This window comes from Microcosmobacter mediterraneus, assembly GCF_031846265.1.
GTDB classification, from domain to species: Bacteria; Bacteroidota; Bacteroidia; order Flavobacteriales; family Flavobacteriaceae; genus Microcosmobacter; species Microcosmobacter mediterraneus.
Genome location: NZ_JAVRIA010000001.1, coordinates 603151 through 624610, shown reverse-complemented (window position 1 = coordinate 624610; position 21460 = coordinate 603151). Strand labels below are relative to the sequence as shown.

At 30.7% G+C, this 21460-nt stretch carries 15 protein-coding genes; 8 read left to right on the top strand and 7 right to left on the bottom strand.

Annotated features, from left to right (window positions below; all coding sequences use genetic code 11):
• The first annotated feature begins 9 nt into the window (after positions 1-9).
• On the top strand, positions 10-1584 hold the full coding sequence (locus RM697_RS02885) for a hypothetical protein (RefSeq protein ID WP_311426341.1): 1575 nt from the start codon (positions 10-12) through the stop codon (positions 1582-1584).
• 49 nt (positions 1585-1633) lie between these two features.
• Entirely contained in the window at positions 1634-2011 is a 378-nt protein-coding gene (locus tag RM697_RS02880) for a hypothetical protein (protein WP_311426340.1), read from the top strand.
• Positions 2012-2023: 12 nt separating this feature from the next.
• Here RM697_RS02880 and RM697_RS02875 read toward each other — a convergent pair whose 3' ends face one another.
• Together RM697_RS02875 and RM697_RS02870 are read right to left on the bottom strand one after the other, a co-directional pair.
• Positions 2024-3265: a hypothetical protein gene (locus RM697_RS02875; RefSeq protein WP_311426339.1), complete on the bottom strand. Its 1242-nt coding sequence runs from the start codon at positions 3263-3265 to the stop codon at positions 2024-2026.
• Entirely contained in the window at positions 3262-4206 is a 945-nt protein-coding gene (locus tag RM697_RS02870; RefSeq protein ID WP_311426338.1) for a DUF5694 domain-containing protein, read from the bottom strand. Before RM697_RS02870 ends, RM697_RS02875 begins: the two co-directional genes overlap by 4 nt.
• Positions 4207-4403: 197 nt before the next feature.
• Between RM697_RS02870 and RM697_RS02865 the strand changes: the two genes are divergently transcribed.
• Together RM697_RS02865 and RM697_RS02860 are read left to right on the top strand one after the other, a co-directional pair.
• Positions 4404-5435, top strand: a complete 1032-nt coding sequence (locus RM697_RS02865) for a sensor histidine kinase (protein ID WP_311426337.1) — start codon at positions 4404-4406, stop codon at positions 5433-5435.
• Positions 5432-6112, top strand: a complete 681-nt coding sequence (locus tag RM697_RS02860) for a LytR/AlgR family response regulator transcription factor (RefSeq protein WP_311426336.1) — start codon at positions 5432-5434, stop codon at positions 6110-6112. Before RM697_RS02865 ends, RM697_RS02860 begins: the two co-directional genes overlap by 4 nt.
• Here the strand turns inward: RM697_RS02860 and glyA are convergent, their stop codons facing one another.
• Positions 6113-7387, bottom strand: coding sequence for a serine hydroxymethyltransferase (glyA, locus tag RM697_RS02855; RefSeq protein ID WP_311426335.1), 1275 nt, complete (start codon positions 7385-7387; stop codon positions 6113-6115).
• A gap of 109 nt (positions 7388-7496) precedes the next feature.
• On the opposite strand from glyA, the gene fahA reads away from it, so the two are divergent.
• From fahA to RM697_RS02840, 3 genes are all read left to right on the top strand, one after another.
• Complete coding sequence (fahA, locus tag RM697_RS02850; protein WP_311426334.1) at positions 7497-8777, top strand: fumarylacetoacetase; 1281 nt, start codon at positions 7497-7499, stop codon at positions 8775-8777.
• A 78-nt stretch (positions 8778-8855) separates the two neighbouring features.
• The gene (locus RM697_RS02845) at positions 8856-10040 is read left to right on the top strand and encodes a CHASE2 domain-containing protein (protein WP_311426333.1); all 1185 of its coding nucleotides are present in this window, start codon (positions 8856-8858) and stop codon (positions 10038-10040) included.
• Positions 10019-10831 (top strand): hypothetical protein, encoded by an 813-nt coding sequence (locus RM697_RS02840; RefSeq protein ID WP_311426332.1) that lies wholly within the window; start codon positions 10019-10021, stop codon positions 10829-10831. Before RM697_RS02845 ends, RM697_RS02840 begins: the two co-directional genes overlap by 22 nt.
• An 8-nt stretch (positions 10832-10839) precedes the next feature.
• Here the strand turns inward: RM697_RS02840 and RM697_RS02835 are convergent, their stop codons facing one another.
• The 4 genes from RM697_RS02835 to RM697_RS02820 all read right to left on the bottom strand — a co-directional run bounded on the left by RM697_RS02835 (position 10840) and on the right by RM697_RS02820 (position 19604).
• Positions 10840-14172 carry a tetratricopeptide repeat protein gene (locus RM697_RS02835; protein WP_311426331.1) on the bottom strand — a complete coding sequence of 1111 codons (3333 nt, stop codon included), beginning with the start codon at positions 14170-14172 and terminating at the stop codon, positions 10840-10842.
• A gap of 66 nt (positions 14173-14238) precedes the next feature.
• Positions 14239-15924, bottom strand: a complete 1686-nt coding sequence (locus tag RM697_RS02830; protein ID WP_311426330.1) for an RluA family pseudouridine synthase — start codon at positions 15922-15924, stop codon at positions 14239-14241.
• Positions 15925-15979: 55 nt separating this feature from the next.
• Positions 15980-16726: a LytR/AlgR family response regulator transcription factor gene (locus RM697_RS02825; protein WP_311426329.1), complete on the bottom strand. Its 747-nt coding sequence runs from the start codon at positions 16724-16726 to the stop codon at positions 15980-15982.
• Between the two features lies 1 nt (position 16727).
• Positions 16728-19604, bottom strand: a complete 2877-nt coding sequence (locus RM697_RS02820) for a sensor histidine kinase (protein ID WP_311426328.1) — start codon at positions 19602-19604, stop codon at positions 16728-16730.
• A gap of 238 nt (positions 19605-19842) precedes the next feature.
• Between RM697_RS02820 and RM697_RS02815 the strand changes: the two genes are divergently transcribed.
• Positions 19843-21450 (top strand): ELWxxDGT repeat protein, encoded by a 1608-nt coding sequence (locus RM697_RS02815; protein ID WP_311426327.1) that lies wholly within the window; start codon positions 19843-19845, stop codon positions 21448-21450.
• The last annotated feature ends 10 nt before the right edge of the window (positions 21451-21460 follow it).

Here is a 21460-nt window from a genome sequence, read left to right as displayed (position 1 = left end):
AAACAAATTATGAAACGTTACATATATTTCTTATTCGCTTTAGTCATTTTAATGTTTTGGAGTTCTTGTAGAAAAGACTTTAGTTTTTCTCCAAGTACAGGGAACTTAGAATTCTCTAGAGATACAGTGTATTTAGATACTGTGTTCTCAAATATTGGGTCGAGTACTTACAACCTAAAAGTATACAACAGAAGTGACGATGATATTTCTATCCCTATTATTCAATTAAGAAATGGAACTAACTCTTTATACAGAATGAATGTAGATGGTATGACAGGTGAAGTAGGATCTGACGAAGGAAAACGTTTTGAAAATGTTGAGCTGCTTGCCAAAGACAGTATGTTTATTTTTATTGAAACTACCATAGATATAGAAAGCCTATCTTCTTCAGATACTCAGTTTTTATATACTGATGCTATTCAGTTTGATGCTGGTTCAAATCAGCAACATGTAGAGTTAGTTACTCTAGTAAAGGATGCAGTATTTATCTATCCTCAACGTGATATGAATGGTGTTATAGAAACACTATCGTTTGATGTCGATGGAGATGGAAATGCAGATGACACCGAAATACAAGGTCGTTTTTTAGAAAACTCAGAGCTAACTTTTACTAATGAAAAACCCTATGTTATTTATGGCTATGCTGCAGTAGATGATGGTGATGAACTAAATATTGAAGCTGGAGCACGAGTACATTTTCATGCCAATTCTGGGTTGCTAGTCACTTCAGGTGGAAGTTTAAAAGTAAATGGTAGTCTAAGTACAGACCCAGAACTTTTAGAAAATGAAGTTATCTTTGAAGGCGACCGTTTAGAACCTTTGTTTTCTGATGTTCCAGGACAATGGGGAACTATTTGGTTATTTAATGGTAGTGTAGATAACGAGATAAATTATGCTACTATTAAAAATTCCTCTGTTGGTATTTTATGCGAAGGCAATCAGTCTGCTCCTAATAATAAGTTACAAATTAGAAATTCTCAGATTTACAACTCCAGCAATTTTGGCATTTTAGGAAGAGCTACTTCCATTCTAGGGGAAAATTTAGTGATCAATGCTTCAGGACAATCCTCTTTTGCAGGAACTGTTGGTGGTCGTTATAATTTTACACATTGTACAATAGCTAATTACTGGAATAATAGCTTTAGACAATTTCCTTCGGTATTACTCAATAATTTTATTGTAGATGAGGATAATACTGTGATTCCAAATGCATTGTCTGAGGCTAATTTCAATAATTGTATTATTTATGGCAATGATAATCCAGAGTTTCTTTTAGAAGAAGACAATGGAGCAGATTTCAACTTTAAATTTACCAATTGTTTATTACGCTTTAACAATAATAACATCACTGGAGAAAATTACGACTTTAATAATACAGACCTTTATCTAGATAATTTTTTTAATGATGATCCAGATTTTAGAGATCCTTTTGCAAATGATTTAATTATAGGCGAAGACTCTGGTGCTAATAACAATGGTAATATATCCTTTGCCAGTCTTGTAATGCTAGACATACTTGGAGTTGATAGGACTGTTAATCCAGATATTGGAGCCTATCAAAGTATTGTTTTTGAAGAAGACTAGTAGAATTAAAAAAAACCTTATTTTTATATATCACTAACTACTGTAATTTATGATGACTTTTATTTTTGAAATTGCTTGCATCTGTGCTGGCATATTATTAGCTATAACGCACTTAGACATTCTTGATGGTGAAAGTAATTTTTTCAATAAAATAGCAAAAGTATTAAAGCCATTTAATGCAATTATTGGCTTTGCAACCTTAATCATTGGTGTGCTATTTATATTTAAAATAAAATGTATCATTTTTGGACTTGTAGGTATTGCTTGTGGCCTACTTTTAATTCCACAACGCTTAGGACGTTTACCTGGTATTGGAGAGGTTTTACAAAAGCTCTCCAATAAAATACAACCACACAAAGCTATAGTTGGAGATATAGCTTTGATTCTTGGTGTATTAGGATTATTTAATTTAAATCCATTCTGTTAATCTGTACGGTTTTTAATAATTTATTATTCCTTTAACCTCTATTTTAGGAATAACCAAAAGATCATAACGCTGTACAAGTTCTTCTAAATTTTTATTTAATTTAAATTTTTGTGGATAATAGAAATACCTCTTAATTAAAGGTCGCAAATCAATTACAACCCATTGGTCTTTTTGGCCTACTTCTAGCAATGCCTTACGACTTTTATAATATCTGTTTTTAGATAGAAAATTATCTACAATCTCATCTCCATCCTTGTAATAACGTTGCATAAACCCAATGTTTAGAGCTGTATTTCCATGATATTCTGCCAATTCATTTAGTGTATTACCAACTTCATACAAACTCAATGGTGAAAAACCTTTAGACAAATGATAGCCTCCCATTTTTATTAAAAGTTTATCCTTGGCTAAATCAAAATCTAAACGTTCTAAGCCTTTTCGTAATAGTGATTTCATATAAGATATTCGTGTTGCATTATTTTCATACCACTTTCTATTATTGTATAATAAATAGATAGCACTACTGTGCTTCAGAGCCTCAATAATTTCTATATTATTGGGTTGAGACTCCATAGTTTTTAAATACTTCTGGAATACCTCTGAGTTAGATAATGCAACATGTAAGTTTTGCTTGTCGTTTTGGTCATTTTTATAAAAGGTCCTTAGTTCCGCAATAGTTTTAGTATATAGTTCTTTATGCTGTTTCTTCAACACGTTAGATAAATTATTATACATCATATCAGCTAGCATAATATAGCTATCATAATATTCTTGGTCTATCCCAAACACACTCCACGAATTATCTTTTACTCTTTGTAAAAATTGTGCATCTTCTTTATAGTCAAAGAAAGGAAAAGCCAAGATAGCATCTCCATCAGCATCTCGCATTATATATTTTTGGTGCCATTGCTTAATCTTATCTTCTACATTTCCATTCAAATTGTTTAGTTGTTCTCCAGTTACTGGACCAACCTCAAAAGCCATAGCTTTGTAGTTTAAATTATGAAGCAGAGGAATAATAGCATTTGTAAATTCTGAAATACGCTTAGAGCCATGGTACTCTCCTATCATAGTATATTGAGCCTTAGCCATTTCTGCTTCTAAAAAAGCCTTTCCTTCACCTGATAGCTTACCATTGGTAACATCAAAAGTGTGAGTAAATGGTTTTAAATGTTGAGCCGTTAAACTGTCCTGAGCTACTATGTTTGTAGTAACCAAAATAGTTACAACAATAAAATTGATAATTCGTTTCATTTTATATGATTTTTTAGGTTGTGATACATTATTACTTTTAGGTTTGGGCTTAAACGCTTTAATTCTTCGCTAACTGCTTTTGCATGGCCAGCACCAACGATTAGTACACTACGTTTTACATTGGCATTATTCTTTAAAACATCAAGTATATTTTTTGCCATATTTACATTTCTATCATCCCATTTTTTTAACTGAATATCATAGTCCTCACCACTGAATCCTTCGTATCGTAGTGAATTAATTCTGAAATATTTATCCAAGGTTTCTGGTTTGTTAACGTAGCGTCCTAAGGAACCAGACACACCAGCAAAAATGTTTCCCCAAGAATCTTTGCGCATGGCTTTCTTAAATGCCTTTTTACCTTCTTTTGTTCCTGATTTTAAAGCGCGTTGCCAAGCTGTCCAATAGCCTTGATAACCTTTGTGACTGTCTACACCATAAACTTTTTTTAGTTCTAATTTTCGCATTAATTGAAAGGTTAGATCTGGATTTTGGTTACCATAAGGTTTAAACTTTTTTGCTACGCCATGTCTGGCAAAATAGCGATACATCCTATGGTTGGCTTGGTCTCCTATACTTAGATAGTAAGCTTGTAATGTTCTGAACTGTAAGCTATCTAATTTTGTATTCGGTGTTTGCTCCAGTATCCTAATTTCTTCTTTATCTGGACTAAAAGCTGTCTTAGCTTTAAGGTAGGCTTCCTTAAATTTGGCATTCCATTGACCCATTGCAGCAGTATCTCCTGTTTTAGAGTACTCAGCCATTATAAGTTCTGGTTCATATTTAAGTATCTTCTTAACCATTGGCTTATAAGCTCGCTTAACAATACCTGGAAGCTGATGCATATCACCAACAATTAAAATCTCTTGTGGCTCCTGAGCCGAAGTTGTAACAAAGCTTACTAATAAGAATACTAAGAGTAGTTTAGGTAAATTATTCATAACTTAAAATTTTAATGATGTTTCAAATGTCTTAAACTTTACTATTATTATAAAAGAGAATCTGTAAACTCATTAAACTCCTCTGTAAAAACTATACTTACAGTATTGGTCTTATTACTAGTTAAGTTTGTAGATAAAAAGGGTAAGTTCACAGATACCATTAAAAACAAGGCTAATATTTTCTTAGTTTCGCTAGTATGAAATTTAATATAAAAAGACTTAGTGTTTGGTTTATAATCTATTATCTCGTCACAGATGTTATTGCCGAGATCATTGAGGCAGATTCTATTTCTAAAGCTTTAGAATACCATTTTCAACCAAGAATACTAGCACTAACTTTTTCTGTAGGCATCATTTTCTTTTTGTACGCGCTCTGCTCCTATTCTGTATTTTACAGATGGCATAATAAAAAACCTTTTTGGAACAATATCTTAATTATTCTGCCTTGTCTTGTAATAATTGTGGCACTACGATTTCTTATTGAAGAAAAGTTTTACAGATTTGTTTTTGGCTTTGGCAACTACAGAGAGGATGTCTCGCTGATATATTATTTTCTGGATAATTTTTATTACGTTTTTCAGTATTGTGCTTTAGGCATTATCTTCTATTTCTGGCAGTATTCCAAATTTAAAGACGAGAGTACAGCGCAACTTCAGTTAGAAAACCAAAAAATGGAGTTAGACTTATTACGCTCACAAACCAATCCACATTTTTTGTTTAATACCTTAAATAATATTTATGCCTTAGTACATACCAATTCTGATAATGCCTTAAACGCTATAGAGAAATTATCGCTATTGCTTCGCTATTCATTATATAATACTAAAACAGAAGTACCTTTAGATGATGAAATCTCACAAATACGAAACTTTATAGAACTAGAAAGTTTAAGACATAAGACAAAACCTAATATTGATTTGAAGGTTGAAGGCATAACTAAACCTATCAAGATTCCACAATTTATACTACTACCATTTGTTGAAAACGCATTTAAACATGGAAAATTACATAGTGAAACTCAACCCATAGAAATTACTGTAAGTTTAAACAACAAACAGCTGAGCTATACTGTTATTAATGAAATCGAAGATAAGAAAAAAGATAGTGTTGGAGGTTTAGGTTTAGATAACCTTCAGAAACGTTTAGAACTACTCTATCCAAATGAGCATACCTTTTCTTGTAACTCAGATAATGCTATATTTAAGGCACAAATAGAATTACCAAGATGACCTGTATTATTATTGATGATGAACCTTTGGCTGTTAGTTTGCTAGAATCTTATGTCTCTAAAATTGAGGATTTAACACTCAAAGGTGCTTACAACAACCCATTAGATGCACTTAAAATTTTACGCGAAGAACCAGTTGATTTACTATTCTTGGACATACAGATGCCAGAAATTACAGGTGTTGAATTTAAAAAAATAATAAGTCCAGATGTTAAAGTCATTTTTACAACAGCCTATTCTGAATATGCCTTAGAAAGCTATGAATTAAATGCAGTGGATTATTTACTTAAACCAATAACTTTTCAACGTTTTTTAAAGGCTGTAGAAAAAGTACAGGAGAAAAATAACACTGCTGAAGTAGAAACTAAAAAAGATTATCTATTTGTAAAAACGGAGTATAGGCATCAAAAGATTTTCTTCTCTGAAATTCTGTATTTAAAAGGCTTAAGTGATTATGTAGCCATACAAACCAAAGATGGAAAAGTACTGACCTTACAAAACATGAAGGACTTTGAACAAAGCTTACCAAAAAGTAAATTTATTAGAGTTCATAAATCCTACATCATTAGCTTAGAACATATAGAATTTATTGAACGCAACAGAATTGTTATCAAAGGCGAATACATACCAATTGGCGCAACCTACAAAGATGCGTTTTGGAACAACATAAACAACTAATTAGTAGGCAAATAATGGTCTGTTGCTCATCATGGTATTCACTTTTTCAGCAATGGCTTCTAGCTTATTGTCGTTTACATAGTTCGTAAGTGCTTCATCAATTAAAGCAACGATACTTTCCATATCATTTTCCTTTAACCCTCTGGTGGTTATGGCTGGAGTACCTATTCTGATACCAGATGTTACAAATGGACTCTTATCATCAAAAGGTACCATGTTTTTATTGACTGTAATATCTGCTTTACCTAAAGCTTCTTCAGCAGCTTTACCAGTAATATTTTTGTTACGTAAGTCGATAAGCATCATATGATTATCAGTACCACCTGAAATAATATGGTAATCTTTATCTACAAAAGCTTTTGCCATAGCCTGAGCATTCTTCTGAACCTGTAAAATATAATGCATAAAATCATCTTCTAAGGCTTCTCCGAAGGCAATAGCTTTAGCAGCAATGATATGCTCCAGTGGACCTCCTTGATTTCCAGGGAATACACCAGAGTCTAATAATCCAGACATTTTTCTTAGGTTACCATTTTTAAGTCTAATACCAAACGGGTTTTCAAAATTTTCTCCCATCATAATGAGTCCACCTCTTGGTCCTCTAAGTGTTTTATGTGTAGTCGTAGTCACAACATGACAATGTGGTAATGGATCATTAAGTAATCCTTTAGCAATTAAACCAGAAGGATGTGAAATATCTGCCAATAACAAGGCACCAACATTATCAGCAATCGCTCTAAACTTTTCAAAATCTATATCTCTAGAATAGGCTGAAGCACCAGCAATAATCATTTTAGGTTGCTCTTTTTGCGCAATATCAGAAATATTGTTGTAGTCAATTCTACCAGTTTCTTTTTGAACACCATAAAAAGTAGGCTTGTATAATTTACCAGAAAAGTTAACAGGAGAACCGTGAGTTAAATGACCTCCATGAGACAAATCGAATCCTAAAATAGTGTCACCAGGTTTTAAGCATACAGAAAATACAGCAGTATTGGCTTGGCTGCCAGAATGAGGTTGTACGTTAGCATAAGCAGCACCGAACAAGGCCTTTGCTCTATCTATTGCTATTTGCTCTACTTCATCAACAACTTCACAACCTCCATAATAACGCTTACCAGGATATCCCTCAGCATACTTATTAGTAAGGACAGAACCTGCAGCTTCCATAACTTGTTTACTAACAAAGTTTTCAGATGCAATTAATTCTATACCTTCAATTTGGCGTTCTCTTTCGGCTTGTATGAGTTCAAAAATCTGTTCGTCTCGTTGCATTTTTTTAGTTTAAAGAAAAGTTTTTCAAAAATAATAAATACATTAGTTCCAGAATTGCGAATAAGCAGTTTTGAAATAAAATTATAAACATTTAATCAACAGCTAAACCATGCCATTATCTGCCAATAATCCAAATAGAACATCTTGGTTATACGTTAACAAGTATTCAGATTTTCCAATTCAGAATATTCCTTTTGGTGTTTTCCTTACTAGAGAAGATATTATAACTATAGGAACACGTATTGGTGATACAGCCATTGATCTTGGTGCACTCCACCAGTTAGGTTATTTTGATGGTATTCCTTTAACTGATGATATATTTCTACAGGATTCGTTAAATGATTTTATTGCTGATGGTAGACAAACATGGAGAGCAGTAAGAAATCGCATAGCTGAAATTTTTGATGCTAATAATGATACTTTGAAAAATAATACTAAGCATAAGGAGATCATTTGCTTTAGATTGGATGAAATTGAAATGCAAATGCCTGTTCTTGTTGGTGATTATACTGATTTTTATGCAAGTAAAGAACACGCAACAAATGTTGGCACTATGTTTAGAGGTGCTGATAATGCCTTAATGCCAAACTGGCTGCACTTACCTGTTGGTTATCATGGCAGAAGTTCTTCAATTATTACTACTCATATGCCTATTCATAGACCACAAGGTCAAACCTTACCAGAAGGTGCCGACAAGCCAGTTTTTGGACCAAGTAAGTTAGTAGACTTTGAATTAGAAATGGCTTTTATCACCACAGATGCTAATGATTTAGGAGAGCCTATTCCTGTTGAAGAAGCTGAAGAATATATCTTTGGACTAGTGGTGTTTAACGATTGGTCAGCACGTGATATACAAAAATGGGAATACGTACCATTGGGTCCGTTTTTAGGTAAGAATTTTGCGTCGTCAATTTCACCTTGGATTGTAACTTTAGATGCCTTAGAACCCTTTAGAGTAGAAAGCCCAAAACAAGATCCAAAACCACTACCTTATCTTCAAACTAAAGGTAAGAAGAGTTTTGATATTCATCTAGAGGCAGGAATCATTCCTAAAGGTGGAAAAGAAACTACAGTTTGTAAATCTAACTTTAAGTACATGTATTGGAACATGTCTCAACAATTAGCGCATCATACGGTTAATGGATGTCCTGTTAATTCTGGTGATATGATGGGAAGCGGAACCATATCTGGTCCAACAGAAGACTCTTATGGCTCTATGCTGGAATTGTCTTGGAAAGGTACTAAACCAATAAAATTAAAAGATGGTACAGAACGTAAGTTCATTAATGATTATGACACCGTAGTAATGCGAGGTTACTGTGAAAATGATGATGTACGTATTGGTTTTGGACAGGTAAAAACTCAATTATTACCTATTTGGAAAAAATAACTAGTAAAATCATATTGTAACAAAGTCTACAAAATCTCTACTTACATTATGAGTTATTGAATTAATTTTCAAATATTTATGAAGAAAAAGACCAAGTTATTAATAAGGGATGCCTTCCTTTCTACACTATTAACTTCGGTTATACTACTTATTTTATCACTAGCTTTTTTTAATATTCGTTGGTTTAATCCTTTACATAAAGCGTTTAAAGACTTTAGTTTTCTTGATATTTTTTATTCAGAAGGTTTTTATAATGACCAATCCATAGTAATAAATGACATAATATTAGTAAATGTAGAGGATAAAAGTAGAACAGAGATCGCTGAAGTTCTTCAACAAATTTTAAAAGCAGATCCGAGTGCTGTTGGATTTGATATTATATTAAAAGATTTAAAAGACGATTTTGAAACAGATGCCAAATTATCTGACTTATTAAAGCATGAAAAAGTAATAACATCATGCAAAACCTATAATGGTAAAATTGAGTACAGTCACCCTTTTTTTAAAGGCAAAACTAGTAATCATGGTAATACAACCTTTAATTCAGATACAACCCAAACCAGTGTTAAAAGAGAGTTTGAAGGCATTACCGAAATTAATGGGGAAAAATTAATGGCTTTTAGTGCGCTACTTGCTAAAAAACATCTAGGTAAAAAATGGAAAAAATATAAGCTTAAAGAAAGATTAAAGCAAACTCAGTATATCACATATTATGGACACTATGATGATTTTCTTCATTTAGATTTTAAGGATTTCAATGTTTACGAAAAAAAAGACATTTTAAAGGATAAAATTGTAATAATGGGTTATTTAGGAACTCCAACCGGAAATGTCTATGATATTGAAGACAAACATTTTACTCCACTAAATAAATATTCTGCAGGCAAAACGGATAAGGATATGTATGGCGTAACAATTCATGCCAATATTACAAACTCCCTAATTACTAATGATCTCATATTTAGAGTAAGTAATTTTTGGACTTACATCATCACGTTTTTAAGTATATTTTTTACTACCATGTACTACATGAAACTAAGTAAGACATATAAAGTTAGTTATCGTACTAGAAAACAACTATTTCAATTAATTTTTGCCATAACACTATTTTCAGTATCTCTATTTCTATTTAGATACAAAATCGTATTTCCGTTTGCAATTATTATTATTGGCGTAATACTTGCAGGAGGATATTTTAAATACTACAAACACTTAACTAGGTATATAAACACAAAACGAAAATGGAAAACCTATTTAAAATAAAAAATCTCATTTTTATAGTATTACTTTCTCTAGTGCAGTTACAATGGGTCTATTCACAGAAGAGATTAGTAGCTCATACCATTTCTGGCGAGCCCTATATTGAAGTAAATGATTCTATTAAAACCTTAACAAAAGGGACTATTATTGATAATAAAACAACCCTTGTAATGCAGCCTAAGGATGAAGTTACTTTAATAAACAAAGAAGGCGAAATAACCAGAGTGATAAATACTGGCCAACTAACATTAGAAGAATTATCTAAATTACCTAAGGTAAAAGACAACTCTTCTACAGTAAAAAAATACTTTTCATATTTCTGGAAAGAAATCACCAATACTATGGCTTCAGATACCAATGGCAGTGGTGTGGTTTATAGAGGTGATGAAGATATACTATTACAATTTCCATCTCATAATAGTTTAATTTTAGGAGCTGAATTAAATTTTGAGTGGCAACCCATTGATGGCAAAGAAAAGAATTATTATTTTGTGTTATTAGATTCTAGTAATGAGGTACTATTAACTTTAGGTACTCCTAGTACTAAGCTCTCACTTCTTCTAGATAATAAGCTTCTTAAAAAAGGAGAAACATACCATTGGTGTATTACAGAAACTGCCTATTCTAGTACCATAAATGATTTACCAAAAAACTCATTTACATTATTATCTGTAGAAGATACTAAAGGTACATCTAAAGAAATAATAACATTATCTCAGGACCTATTAAAATTAGGTTTTAAAAAAGAAAACCTTAAATCTATTTTGTGTCTAGATTTTAAGATTTGTTTTTAATCAAAAGGCTATTCTAGTAGAATAAAACCAGCCCATTTCACTGGTTCATTCCTATATTTATTTTGTAATACCTGTTGTGCATTATTAAACGCTAACCTAATATTATCGGTCTCTAACCAATTTGAATAAAATAGTGTCATAAATTCAGCAGTCTCATTATCTGGGACTTTCCATAAGCTCATAATTAAAATGTCTACTCCAGCCATTTTAAAAGCACGCTGTAAGCCATAAACGCCTTCACTACCATTTATATCACCTAAACCTGTTTCGCATGCACTTAAAACAACAACTTCTGTATTTGATAAATCTAAATTTGAAATTTCTAGAGCAGTTAAAATGCCATCTTCAATACTATTAGGGCTAACTCCATTTTTCCAAGCTTTATTGGCTCCAGATAGAATTAATCCAGATCGTAAAAGTGGGTCTTTATATAACCTATATTGATCTTCAGTATTTAAATCGAACGAGAATTCATTATTTGTTCTATTTTCCAAATTTTCATAAAAAAATCCATGTGTAGCTATATGCAATATTTTAGGGCTTTTACCAGACAATAATTTAAAATTTTTCTCGGAAGCATCATATTGCGTAAAGACCTTTGAGGTTTTTCCATCCTCTGTTAAAAGCTCTTGTAAATTTTGTATTTCTTTTAAAGTAGCAGGTAAATAATCCCAGTTTTCCCCTCTAGTTTTTGTGCCTCTAAGGCTAGAAAATAATGAATCTGAAACCTTTAAATTAAAAGGATCTGTAATTACTTCTTCGCTCTGTGTTTCTTCATAATCATAAGGATCATAGTTTATTCCTCCAAAAAACATAGCATCATTTGCTTCTATCATAGACAAACCCTTAACTATTTTTGAGCAACTAGAAACCTGAACAAGATTATATAATTCACTTAAAGATTTTTTACCATTAGAAATAGCTGAAAATTGAATTTGATTTAATATTCCGGAAGGTGAATAATATACAATGTCTGATTTTTTTATATGTCTTTCCAGAGGTTCCCAAATTAAATTGTACAAATTATTTTTAATATATAAATCAGTCTTATTTGACTTATTAATTAATCGTTCTAATTCTTCTTCTTCAAAAAGCGAGACTAATATTGGTTCTTTTGTATTTGGCTTTATAATATATGCTGCATAGAGCACAGAATCTGTTAGGACATTACCATATCTATATTTAAAGTGAGAAAACTCAACCGCAACTTCTCGTCTATTTAATTTATCTCTAATTGATTTCCAATCTTTACCGAAACTAATTTTGTCATTAAATTTATCTGAATAGAGTTGAACCAAATCTGACTCTTGTATTTCTTTAACTTGATATAAACTATCAATACTTTTATATCTATCAATAGGTGACAGGCTATATTGTTTACTTATCTCGGCCTTAACCGCTCTATAATCAAAGATCTTTTTATCAATTAAAGAATCTTCTAAAGCTAATAATTGTGATAATGTATTCTTAGATGCATTTAGCAATACACCTTTTAATAAAAGTTCGTTATTGAGAGATATACCGATAAGAGGTTTTACTTTTTTAGAATCATGTCTAATATATGCTGAAGAAATATTATCAAAATCAGCAGCAAGTGTTTTTAAATACTTCTTTTTTTCTATTTCACTTCGGAACTTAAAAATATTCTCCAAAATAGAAATATTATTGTTGTTTGCGGTTGCAATAAATTTTATTGCTTCTTCAAAATCATTGTTCTTTAATAAAGTAAGACCATAATTTGTTTGCAAATCTTTATAGATTATGCTTTTGGGATTAGCAAAATCTGAAATTAATTCTAAAGCATCATTAAACGTTTCTAAACTTTTATCAATATCATTAATTGAAGAATAAAAAGAAGCTAAATTGTTTAGCGCAATTGCATGATCAATTTTACCTTCTTCTGAAGAATTATTATAAAACCCTATAGCATTTTGAATAACTTCTATAGCTGTATTTGTATCGCCTTTGTAATTATGCAAAAAAGCTATGTTTTGAAGGTACTTTCCTTTTACATGGTTATCATCTTCAAAAAGGCTATCATATATTTCATAAGCATCGTTTGCTAAATCTATGGCTTTATCATAATCATCAAGCTCAGCATAAATTTGACCTAGATTATTAATAGCTTTACAATACTGATCATTGTTTTTACCTATGTTCTCCTCAATAAGTTTAACTGCATTTTTACCTGTTTTTAAAGCAGTATCATAATCACCAAAGTAACCATAAATTATGGTTAAATTAGCTAATAATGTTCCGTAAGCATCATTATCTACACCAATGTTTTCCTCAAAATGTTTTAAAGATAATTCCATATACTTTAAAGCATTTTGATAGTCTCCAGATTGTAAATATGTTTGACCAATATTGGCTAAAAGAATTCCATAATCCACCGATTTCTTCGATGATTTTTCCAAGATAAGCTTACTCTCTAAATATAACTCTATAGCTCTTTCATAATCTTGAAGAGCAGAATAATTCATTGCTAAATTTGAGGAAGCCAAACCATAATAATAGTTTTTTTTACCTCCAAGCTCAGCAATTATTTCTAATGCCAAATTACATTCCTTAATTGATGATTTATAATCATTAAGAAAATAATGCATTAGGCCAATATTTATGGTATATACAATAAAATTAATATTCTTCTTACCTGAACGTTCATTTACAAAATCTCTACAGTTTAAAAAAAGAGGTAAAGCCTCATTATATTTTCCCATTTGTTGAAAAGTAACTGCAACATTACCAGATTGAATAATATAGTTATAATCACTTTTACCTAAGCGATTTTCTACAATTGCTAAAGCTTCTTTAAGCATAGTTAAAGCCTTTTCATATTGTCTCATTTTTACATATAAAGAACCTAAATTGCTTAAAGTAGTTGAATATTCTTCATGTTGTTTTCCATGAATCGTTTCTCTATTCTTTAAGGCTTCAGTCAGAACAAATTCTGCTTCTTTATACTTGCCAGTATTTTGGTATAGTAATCCAATATTATTTAAGCGTTCTCCATAATCATTATGGTCTTTACCTTTATGCTTTTCTGTGAGTTTTAAATCCAATTCCATCAGTGGCTCAGCACTTTTAATATCACCACTCATATACAAACATATACCATAATAATGAAGGCTCTCAAGATAGTTTTCATCAACCTCATCAAAGTAATTATTTGCACTATCATAAGCTAATTTTGTAAAAGGCAGAGCAGCAGAAAAATTTCTTGCGTCAGTCATTTGGACACCTTTCTTAAATATCTTTTCCCATGATTCAACATCAGTTATTTCTTGTCCGAATAGATGAATAGAAAATACACAAAAAATTAATAGTATTAGTTTTCTCATTAGTTTTTTAGTATGTAAGAAGATTATCACATAAATGTAATGAAAAAACAGATATAATTTATCTACCTAAAAAGAAACATCTGCAGTAAACGTCACCATTTTTTTTGTTACAGGATGCATAAACGTAAGTGATTCTGCATGCAAATATAATCGGTCTGCTTTAGTGCCATACAAATCGTCTCCAAATATAGGCGTTTTTAAACCATTAGTATGCGCTGCATGTACACGTAATTGGTGCGTACGACCAGTAACGGGATAAAAATGAATTCTGGTTTTGTTGTTATTAATAGAAATTACCTTAAACTTTGTTGTTGCTGGTTTACCATGATCATAACACACGAGTTGCTGTGGTCTATGATCTAGGTCTACACGTAAAGGTAAATCGATTATTCCTTGATCTCTATTAATTTCTCCATCTAAAATAGCGATATAACGCTTTTTTACCGTTCTATCTATAAACTGCTTCTGTAGCTTTTTATGTGTTCTTGCATTTTTTGCTACCAATAATAATCCAGAAGTAGACATATCTAATCGATGTAACAATAAAGGACCTGTTGCATTGGGTAAATAGGCTTTCATCCTAGTCAACACTGAATCTTCGATATGTATTCCAGGAACAGATAAAAACTCGTGTGGCTTATTAACCAATAATAGATAATCATCTTCATAAATAATATCTAACTGCTGATCAAAATTTATGACTTTAGTAATCGGATTCTCTTCCACGTTTAATCCTGTCATCATATGGCCTAAAATAGGCTCACATTTTCCACGACATGATGGGTAAAACTGCTTATGCTTTCGTACTTGAGATTTTGGCGAAATTCCCCACCAAAATTCAGCCATAGCTATAGGTTTTAAACTATTTTTATAAGCATACTGAAACAATTTTGGTGCAGCACACTCACCTGATCCTGCTGGTGGTTGAGGAAGTTTAGTATTTTCAAAAACATCTAATAAATCTTTTGTTTCACCGTTTGCATTAAGAAATCGATATTGCTGATGTAATTGCTTTTGTAGAGTATTTGATAAGGTTTTACGTTCCTCTTTTAAAGCTTTAATGGGTTGTAGTAATTTATCCAAACTAACTTCAGCTTGTTTTATGTGCTCCTCACCTTCTCGTTTTAAATCTCGCAATCTAAAATGATAATAAATACTTTGTTGGCTAAGATCTTTATTTAACGCTTCAAATTCAGGTAATGTTAAGGTTTGCTTTGCCTCTTCACGTTTTTGTTTTCTTATAGCCTTTTCCTCTTTTATCTTAATCTTAAATGCCTTTAAATTATTATCAAATTGAGATTTAGCAGATTCCAATTGAGATTTTAAAAATTCTATTTCAGGATTAGACTCTAGTGCTTCAATATCGCTGTTTAATTTATTTAAATGTGCTTCGCCTTTTTTATAAAATCCTTCTTTATCTAGATTATTATATAATGGTGGAACGAATCCAGAAATATCATTACGTTCTGCTAATTTTCCCGAGAAAGCGGCTAAATAACCAATAGTACCAGTTTCATCTTGAACAATCATAACACCAAACATTTTTCCTATTGGTAAGCCTTCTTCGTTGGCATTTAAACCAAAATTATGATTAAAGTCTGTTTGACTTTCTAAGTAGGCCTGTACTTGTCTTGCAGCATTAATGGATAGCTCATGTGGTTCATAATAAAACGGAAATGTAAACTGTTCTGGTAAAACCATCTCAGTTGTAACCTTTAAAGGATGAAATAATGCGTTTTTATTAGGAAACATAATTGATTATTTGATAAAAAGTCAAATAAATAATATTAATTATTAATCTTATATTCTAGTTATTTAGTCCATTCAAAAGGCTTAACAGAGTTGTCTTTTTTCGTTTTGAAACTGGCAATGTAGATTTATTGTTTAATATAACATAACCTCCATCTTTACTAACATAACTTTTTAAATGTGCCAAATTAATTATATGTGAATGGTGGATTCTTACAAAACCAAAATTAACCAAAAATTGCTCGAAATCTTTTAAAACTTTTGCTACAATCTCTTTTTTACCATTATCAAAATATAATGCTGAATAATTACCTTCTGATTGTATTCTAATTATAGAATCTAGTTTATAAATATGAATTCCTTTAGATGTTTTAATAGCAATTTTATTGCGTAGAGGGTTCTGGGTTTGATTTTTTATAAAATTTTCTAATTTTATCTTATTTTCACTTAATAATTCTTTTTTGGCTTTTTCAATTGCTAATAGTAACTCTTCAGTGTCAACAGGCTTTAATAGATAATCTAATGCACTCATCTTAATGGCATTTAATGCATACTCACTGTAGGCTGTTGTGAATATTACTTTAAAATTTTGATGTTCTATTTTTTGTAATATTTCAAAACCATTACCATCTTTTAATTGTACGTCTAGAAATATAAGCTCTGGTTCCTCTTTTGTTATTAGATTAATAGCACTTTCTATTGTATCTGCATTACCACAAATTTCTATAGCCTTACAATATGTTTTAATTTCATATTCTAAAGCCCTTACGGCTTGGATTTCGTCCTCTATTATTACTACTCTCATTTTACCAAAGTTTTAGTAATGGTATTTTAATTGTAACTAAAGTACCACTGGTTTTTTTTAGTTGACATATCTCAAAATTATCTTGTGAAAAAGATTCATTTAATAATGTTACACGCTCTTTTGTAATAGTTAAGGCTTTAGATTTATGTGCTACTTTTTGTCGTTTTTTTGACTCACAAATTCCAATCCCATTATCTTGCACTACACATATTAGTTTATCATTTTTAGTTTTAAAAGAAATATCTAAAACGCCTTTATTATTAGGATTTGGAGCTAATCCATGAATGATGGCATTTTCAACTATAGGCTGTAAAAGCAATGGTGGTATACCATAATCCTCTTCTTTTAAAGAATCACATATTGTAATTCTGTAACTAAAAACACTATCATAACGCAAACTAATAAGCTTAATATATAGCTCTAACATTTCTACCTCTTGCTCTAAGGGAATTAGAGCTGTATTACTTTCTAAAATAAGTCGTAAAAGTCTAGAAAATTTAGATATGTATTTATTTGCTTCATTTATGTTACCTTGAGAATAATATCCTTTTATAGTATTTAAAGCGTTAAAAATGAAATGAGGATTCATCTGCATCCTCAGAGACTTTTGCTCTATTTGAGCTATTTGTTTTTCTAAAAGTATTTTTTCTTGCTGCTCTTTTAATAAACTATGTTCTATAGTGAAACGATTTTGCATTGATCTTATACGCTTACTAATAAAGTAATAAATGAGTAATATCGACACTATTGAAACCATTACAAGAAAAACAATTGACTCCCAGAAAGGTTTACTAATTTTTAATACTACTACTTTTTCATCACTCCAAATATTTTCATTCCCCTTAACTCTTAGGCATATTTTATGTTTCCCTGATGATAAATTCTTAATTTCTAAATAACGTGTTTCAATAAAATTCCAGGACTTGTCATTAATTCTATATTGATATTTTAACTCACCATAATCTGAAAACGAAATACCGGTAAATCTTATACTCAAATTATTCTGAAAAGGTTTTAAATTAGTTAAGTCTTGTTCTTTATTTCCATTAATTAAGATAGTATTAATATCTAAGATAGGCTTGTTTGCCACTCTAGATACTATATCCTTTTTAAAGGAAATTAACCCTTTGTTAGTAGCAAGATATATTGTAGAATCTATTACTTCTATGTCGTTTACTCTGTCAGTTTTAAGAGCATAATGATAATTCAAATTAGTAATACTTTTTGTACTGTCATCAAACTCTATATAATCAAGACCTTTATTAGAGCCAATCAAATATCCATTAGAGTAAGGTTCAATACTAAAACAAGCATTACTTAATAGTCCATCTTTCTTTGAGAATTGATATTTGACAGTATTGTTTTCTAGAATTGTTATACCTTGAGAATTTGTTGCAACAACAACAATATCCTTATCTGAAACGTAATGAATATCTAATATGGAAGAGTTTAGCTCTATAAAATTTTTTCCTATTTGAGAGATTGAGTCTTTATAAAAACTATATAACCCATAGCTAGTACCTAATAATATTTTATTGTTTTTGTATTTAGATATAACATTAGTTCTTTTTTTTAGAATTGTATACTTACTCAAATTTTTAGAACTAATACTATTAGTATTTCTTATTTCAGGAAATGTAACAAGTTCAGCTTCTTTAAACTTTAAAACTGATGAAGAGGATACAAAATATTCTTTATCATCATAATAGAAATCATTAGCACCAAAACTAAATTCTTTAGTTAAAGAGGCGTTAACAATAAGAGTTTTGCTGTCACCTACTGCATAAATCTTGTCTTTAAAACTCCTAACTTTATTAATCTTATTGTATGAAATAGTTGAAAAAACATTTGATGAGTTCTTATGATTAGTGTTAAGTCTAATGAGTCCACTATCTGAGCCTAACCATAGATTTTGATCTTCACCCTTTTCTAGGCTATTTATTTTGATTTCTTCCTTTGAAAAATTATTAAGCTTTATATCAAAACTAGGAATAAATATAATTCCACTATATAAAGTTGAAACCCAAAAATTATTCTGAGAATCTTTAATGATGTAAGCTATTGAGTTATCCTTAAAATAACTCTCCAAATCTTTATTTGCTTCTTTTACATACAAACCTGACCTGGTACCTATGTAGAGAGTATCATTAATTGATGATAAGTGTATGATATCTTCGCCATCTAAAGAAAGGTATTCTTTAACACCTGTTTTATCAAAGGAAAATAACGTTCCTTTACTACTAAAAATAAACTCTCCAAGATGCTCTACAGTTCTATACCCTTGAGAAGAATTACGCGCATCTTTAATGGAATGAATCAAAGCCTTTGACTCGCTTAAAATACTTTCCAAAGTCAGATAATAAATACTAGTACTATCAATCCAGTATCCATAAACTGAAGATTTTAAGAATTGGGTTTTAAAAGTATCTAGTTCAATATTAAAAGATAAAATACGTCCATTTCTATACAATACTTTAATAGAATTCTTGTATTCAAAAATATCGGTAATCATTCCGAAAAGTAATGCCTCGTTTAAGATTTCTTTATTTTCGGAATTATAAAAGTTATCATTCTTAAAGAATGATAACTTTCCGTTAAGCGTTATAAACCAAATACGATTGAGAGAGTCTTCATAAAGCCTAAAAACTTCATTGTCAGAAAGGCCATCATCTGTAGTGTAATGTTTAAAACTATAACCATCAAACTTTAGCACACCAACATCAGTTCCAAACCAGATATAACCTTTACTATCTTCAAATACACAATAGACATTAGAAGTCGGTAGACCATCTCCTATATCATATTTTACATGATAAGGGTTCTGAGAAAAAAGGAAACTTTCAAAAACTAAAACAAAGAGTAAAACTAAACGTATCAAAACAAAAACTTGCTTAAATATAGTGTAATAATCAGATATCACTTAAGATTTAAATTCCATTTAATCAATAAATAATACCAGTTATCAAGAAAAACTAACCTTCAATTAAGTTTACCTATACAAGTCTCAAAAAACTAAAAATTTAGTCAAAATAAATAGTTGATACCAGTTTTCATTAAATCAATAGGGATTGTATGATTAAATAAGAGATTTAAATCCAAATCAAAAATAAATAACCATGAAACAAAAACTACTTATTACATTTTTATTCGTAAACACTATCTTATATTCCCAAACTTCCTTGGTAAAAGATATTATACCAATTGCTGGTATTGGATCAATAACTACTAATAGTGAATTTCAACCATTCAATAACATGATCTTATTTGAAGGTTTAGATCAAAACTTTGGATTCGAGTTATATGTTTCTGATGGCACAACTTCTGGAACTATTTTATTGAAAGATATAAATGCTGGGTTTAGCAACTCTAATCCCAGTAATTTTTTTCATTTTGGTGGGACTAATGAGGTTTTCTTTGCTGCCACTTCAGCCAATGAAGGAAGAGAACTCTGGAAAACTAATGGAACAAATTCTGGTACTGTATTAGTTAAAGATATACGAGCAGGTTCTAGCTTAAATTCAAATCCTGATAATTTTATTGCATTTAATGGAGAACTGTTTTTTACTTCTGATAATACTAACGGCAGACAACTGACAAAAACTAACGGAACCAATTCAGGAACAGATTTTGTACCCAACACAACCACATTAATCAATCCTGAAGAATTAATTGTATTCAATAACGAATTATATTTCAGGTCTTATAAAATAGGTGTTCAGAATAAAGGTATTGAACTGTACAAACTAAATAGTTCTTATGCAGAAGAGTTAGTTTTAGATATTAATACAACCTCAGCTACAGCAAATAGTACACCACAAAATCTAGTAGTGTTTAATAACAAACTTTACTTTACAGCTAATGATGGTATAAACGGTAGAGAGCTCTGGGCTACAGATGGTACTTCTGCTGGTACATATTTAGTTGCAGATTTATTATCTGGATCATCTGGAAGTATTCCAAGAAACCTAACAGTTTGGGGGAATAGACTTTATTTTTCTGCAACATCCTCAACAAATGGTACAGAATTGTATTACATGACCACTACAGAATCTATTATCTTACACAAAGATGTAAATCCTGGAGCAACAAATGGATCTCCTGAAAATTTTTTCCCATTTAACGGAAAACTCTATTTTACAGCTGATAATGGACAAAACGGAAGAGAGTTATGGTCTACAGATGGTAGCATTTTTGGAGTTAATTTGGCTGCAGATATAAATACCGGAATAAGCTCTAGTAATCCAGAAGGATTTAGTATTTACAATAGCATTTTATATTTTACTGCTGAAGATGATACAAATGGTATAGAATTATGGAGCACTGATGGAACAACAGCAGGAACGGAGCTTGTAGATAATATTAACACATCAAACTCAAGCTCACCAGAGGGTCTCATAGTAATAAATAATAACCTACTATTTCATGCAGACGATGGCATTAATGGAAGAGAACTATGGAGATATTTAGATCCAACACTATCAATTCCATTAGAACAAACTGTATTTAATTATACAATAATCCCAAATCCTGTAGAAGATAGCTTTATAATTGAAGGCAGACAGCACATAACTCTAATAGAATTTTTTGATACTAATGGGAAATTTGTTAAAGATATTCCTAACCCTATTTCATCATATAATGCAAGTGATTTAAAATCTGGTGTATATTTTATAGTAATACACTCTAATCAAGGAAAAGTGATTAAAAAATTAATCAAGCTTTAATAGATGATTG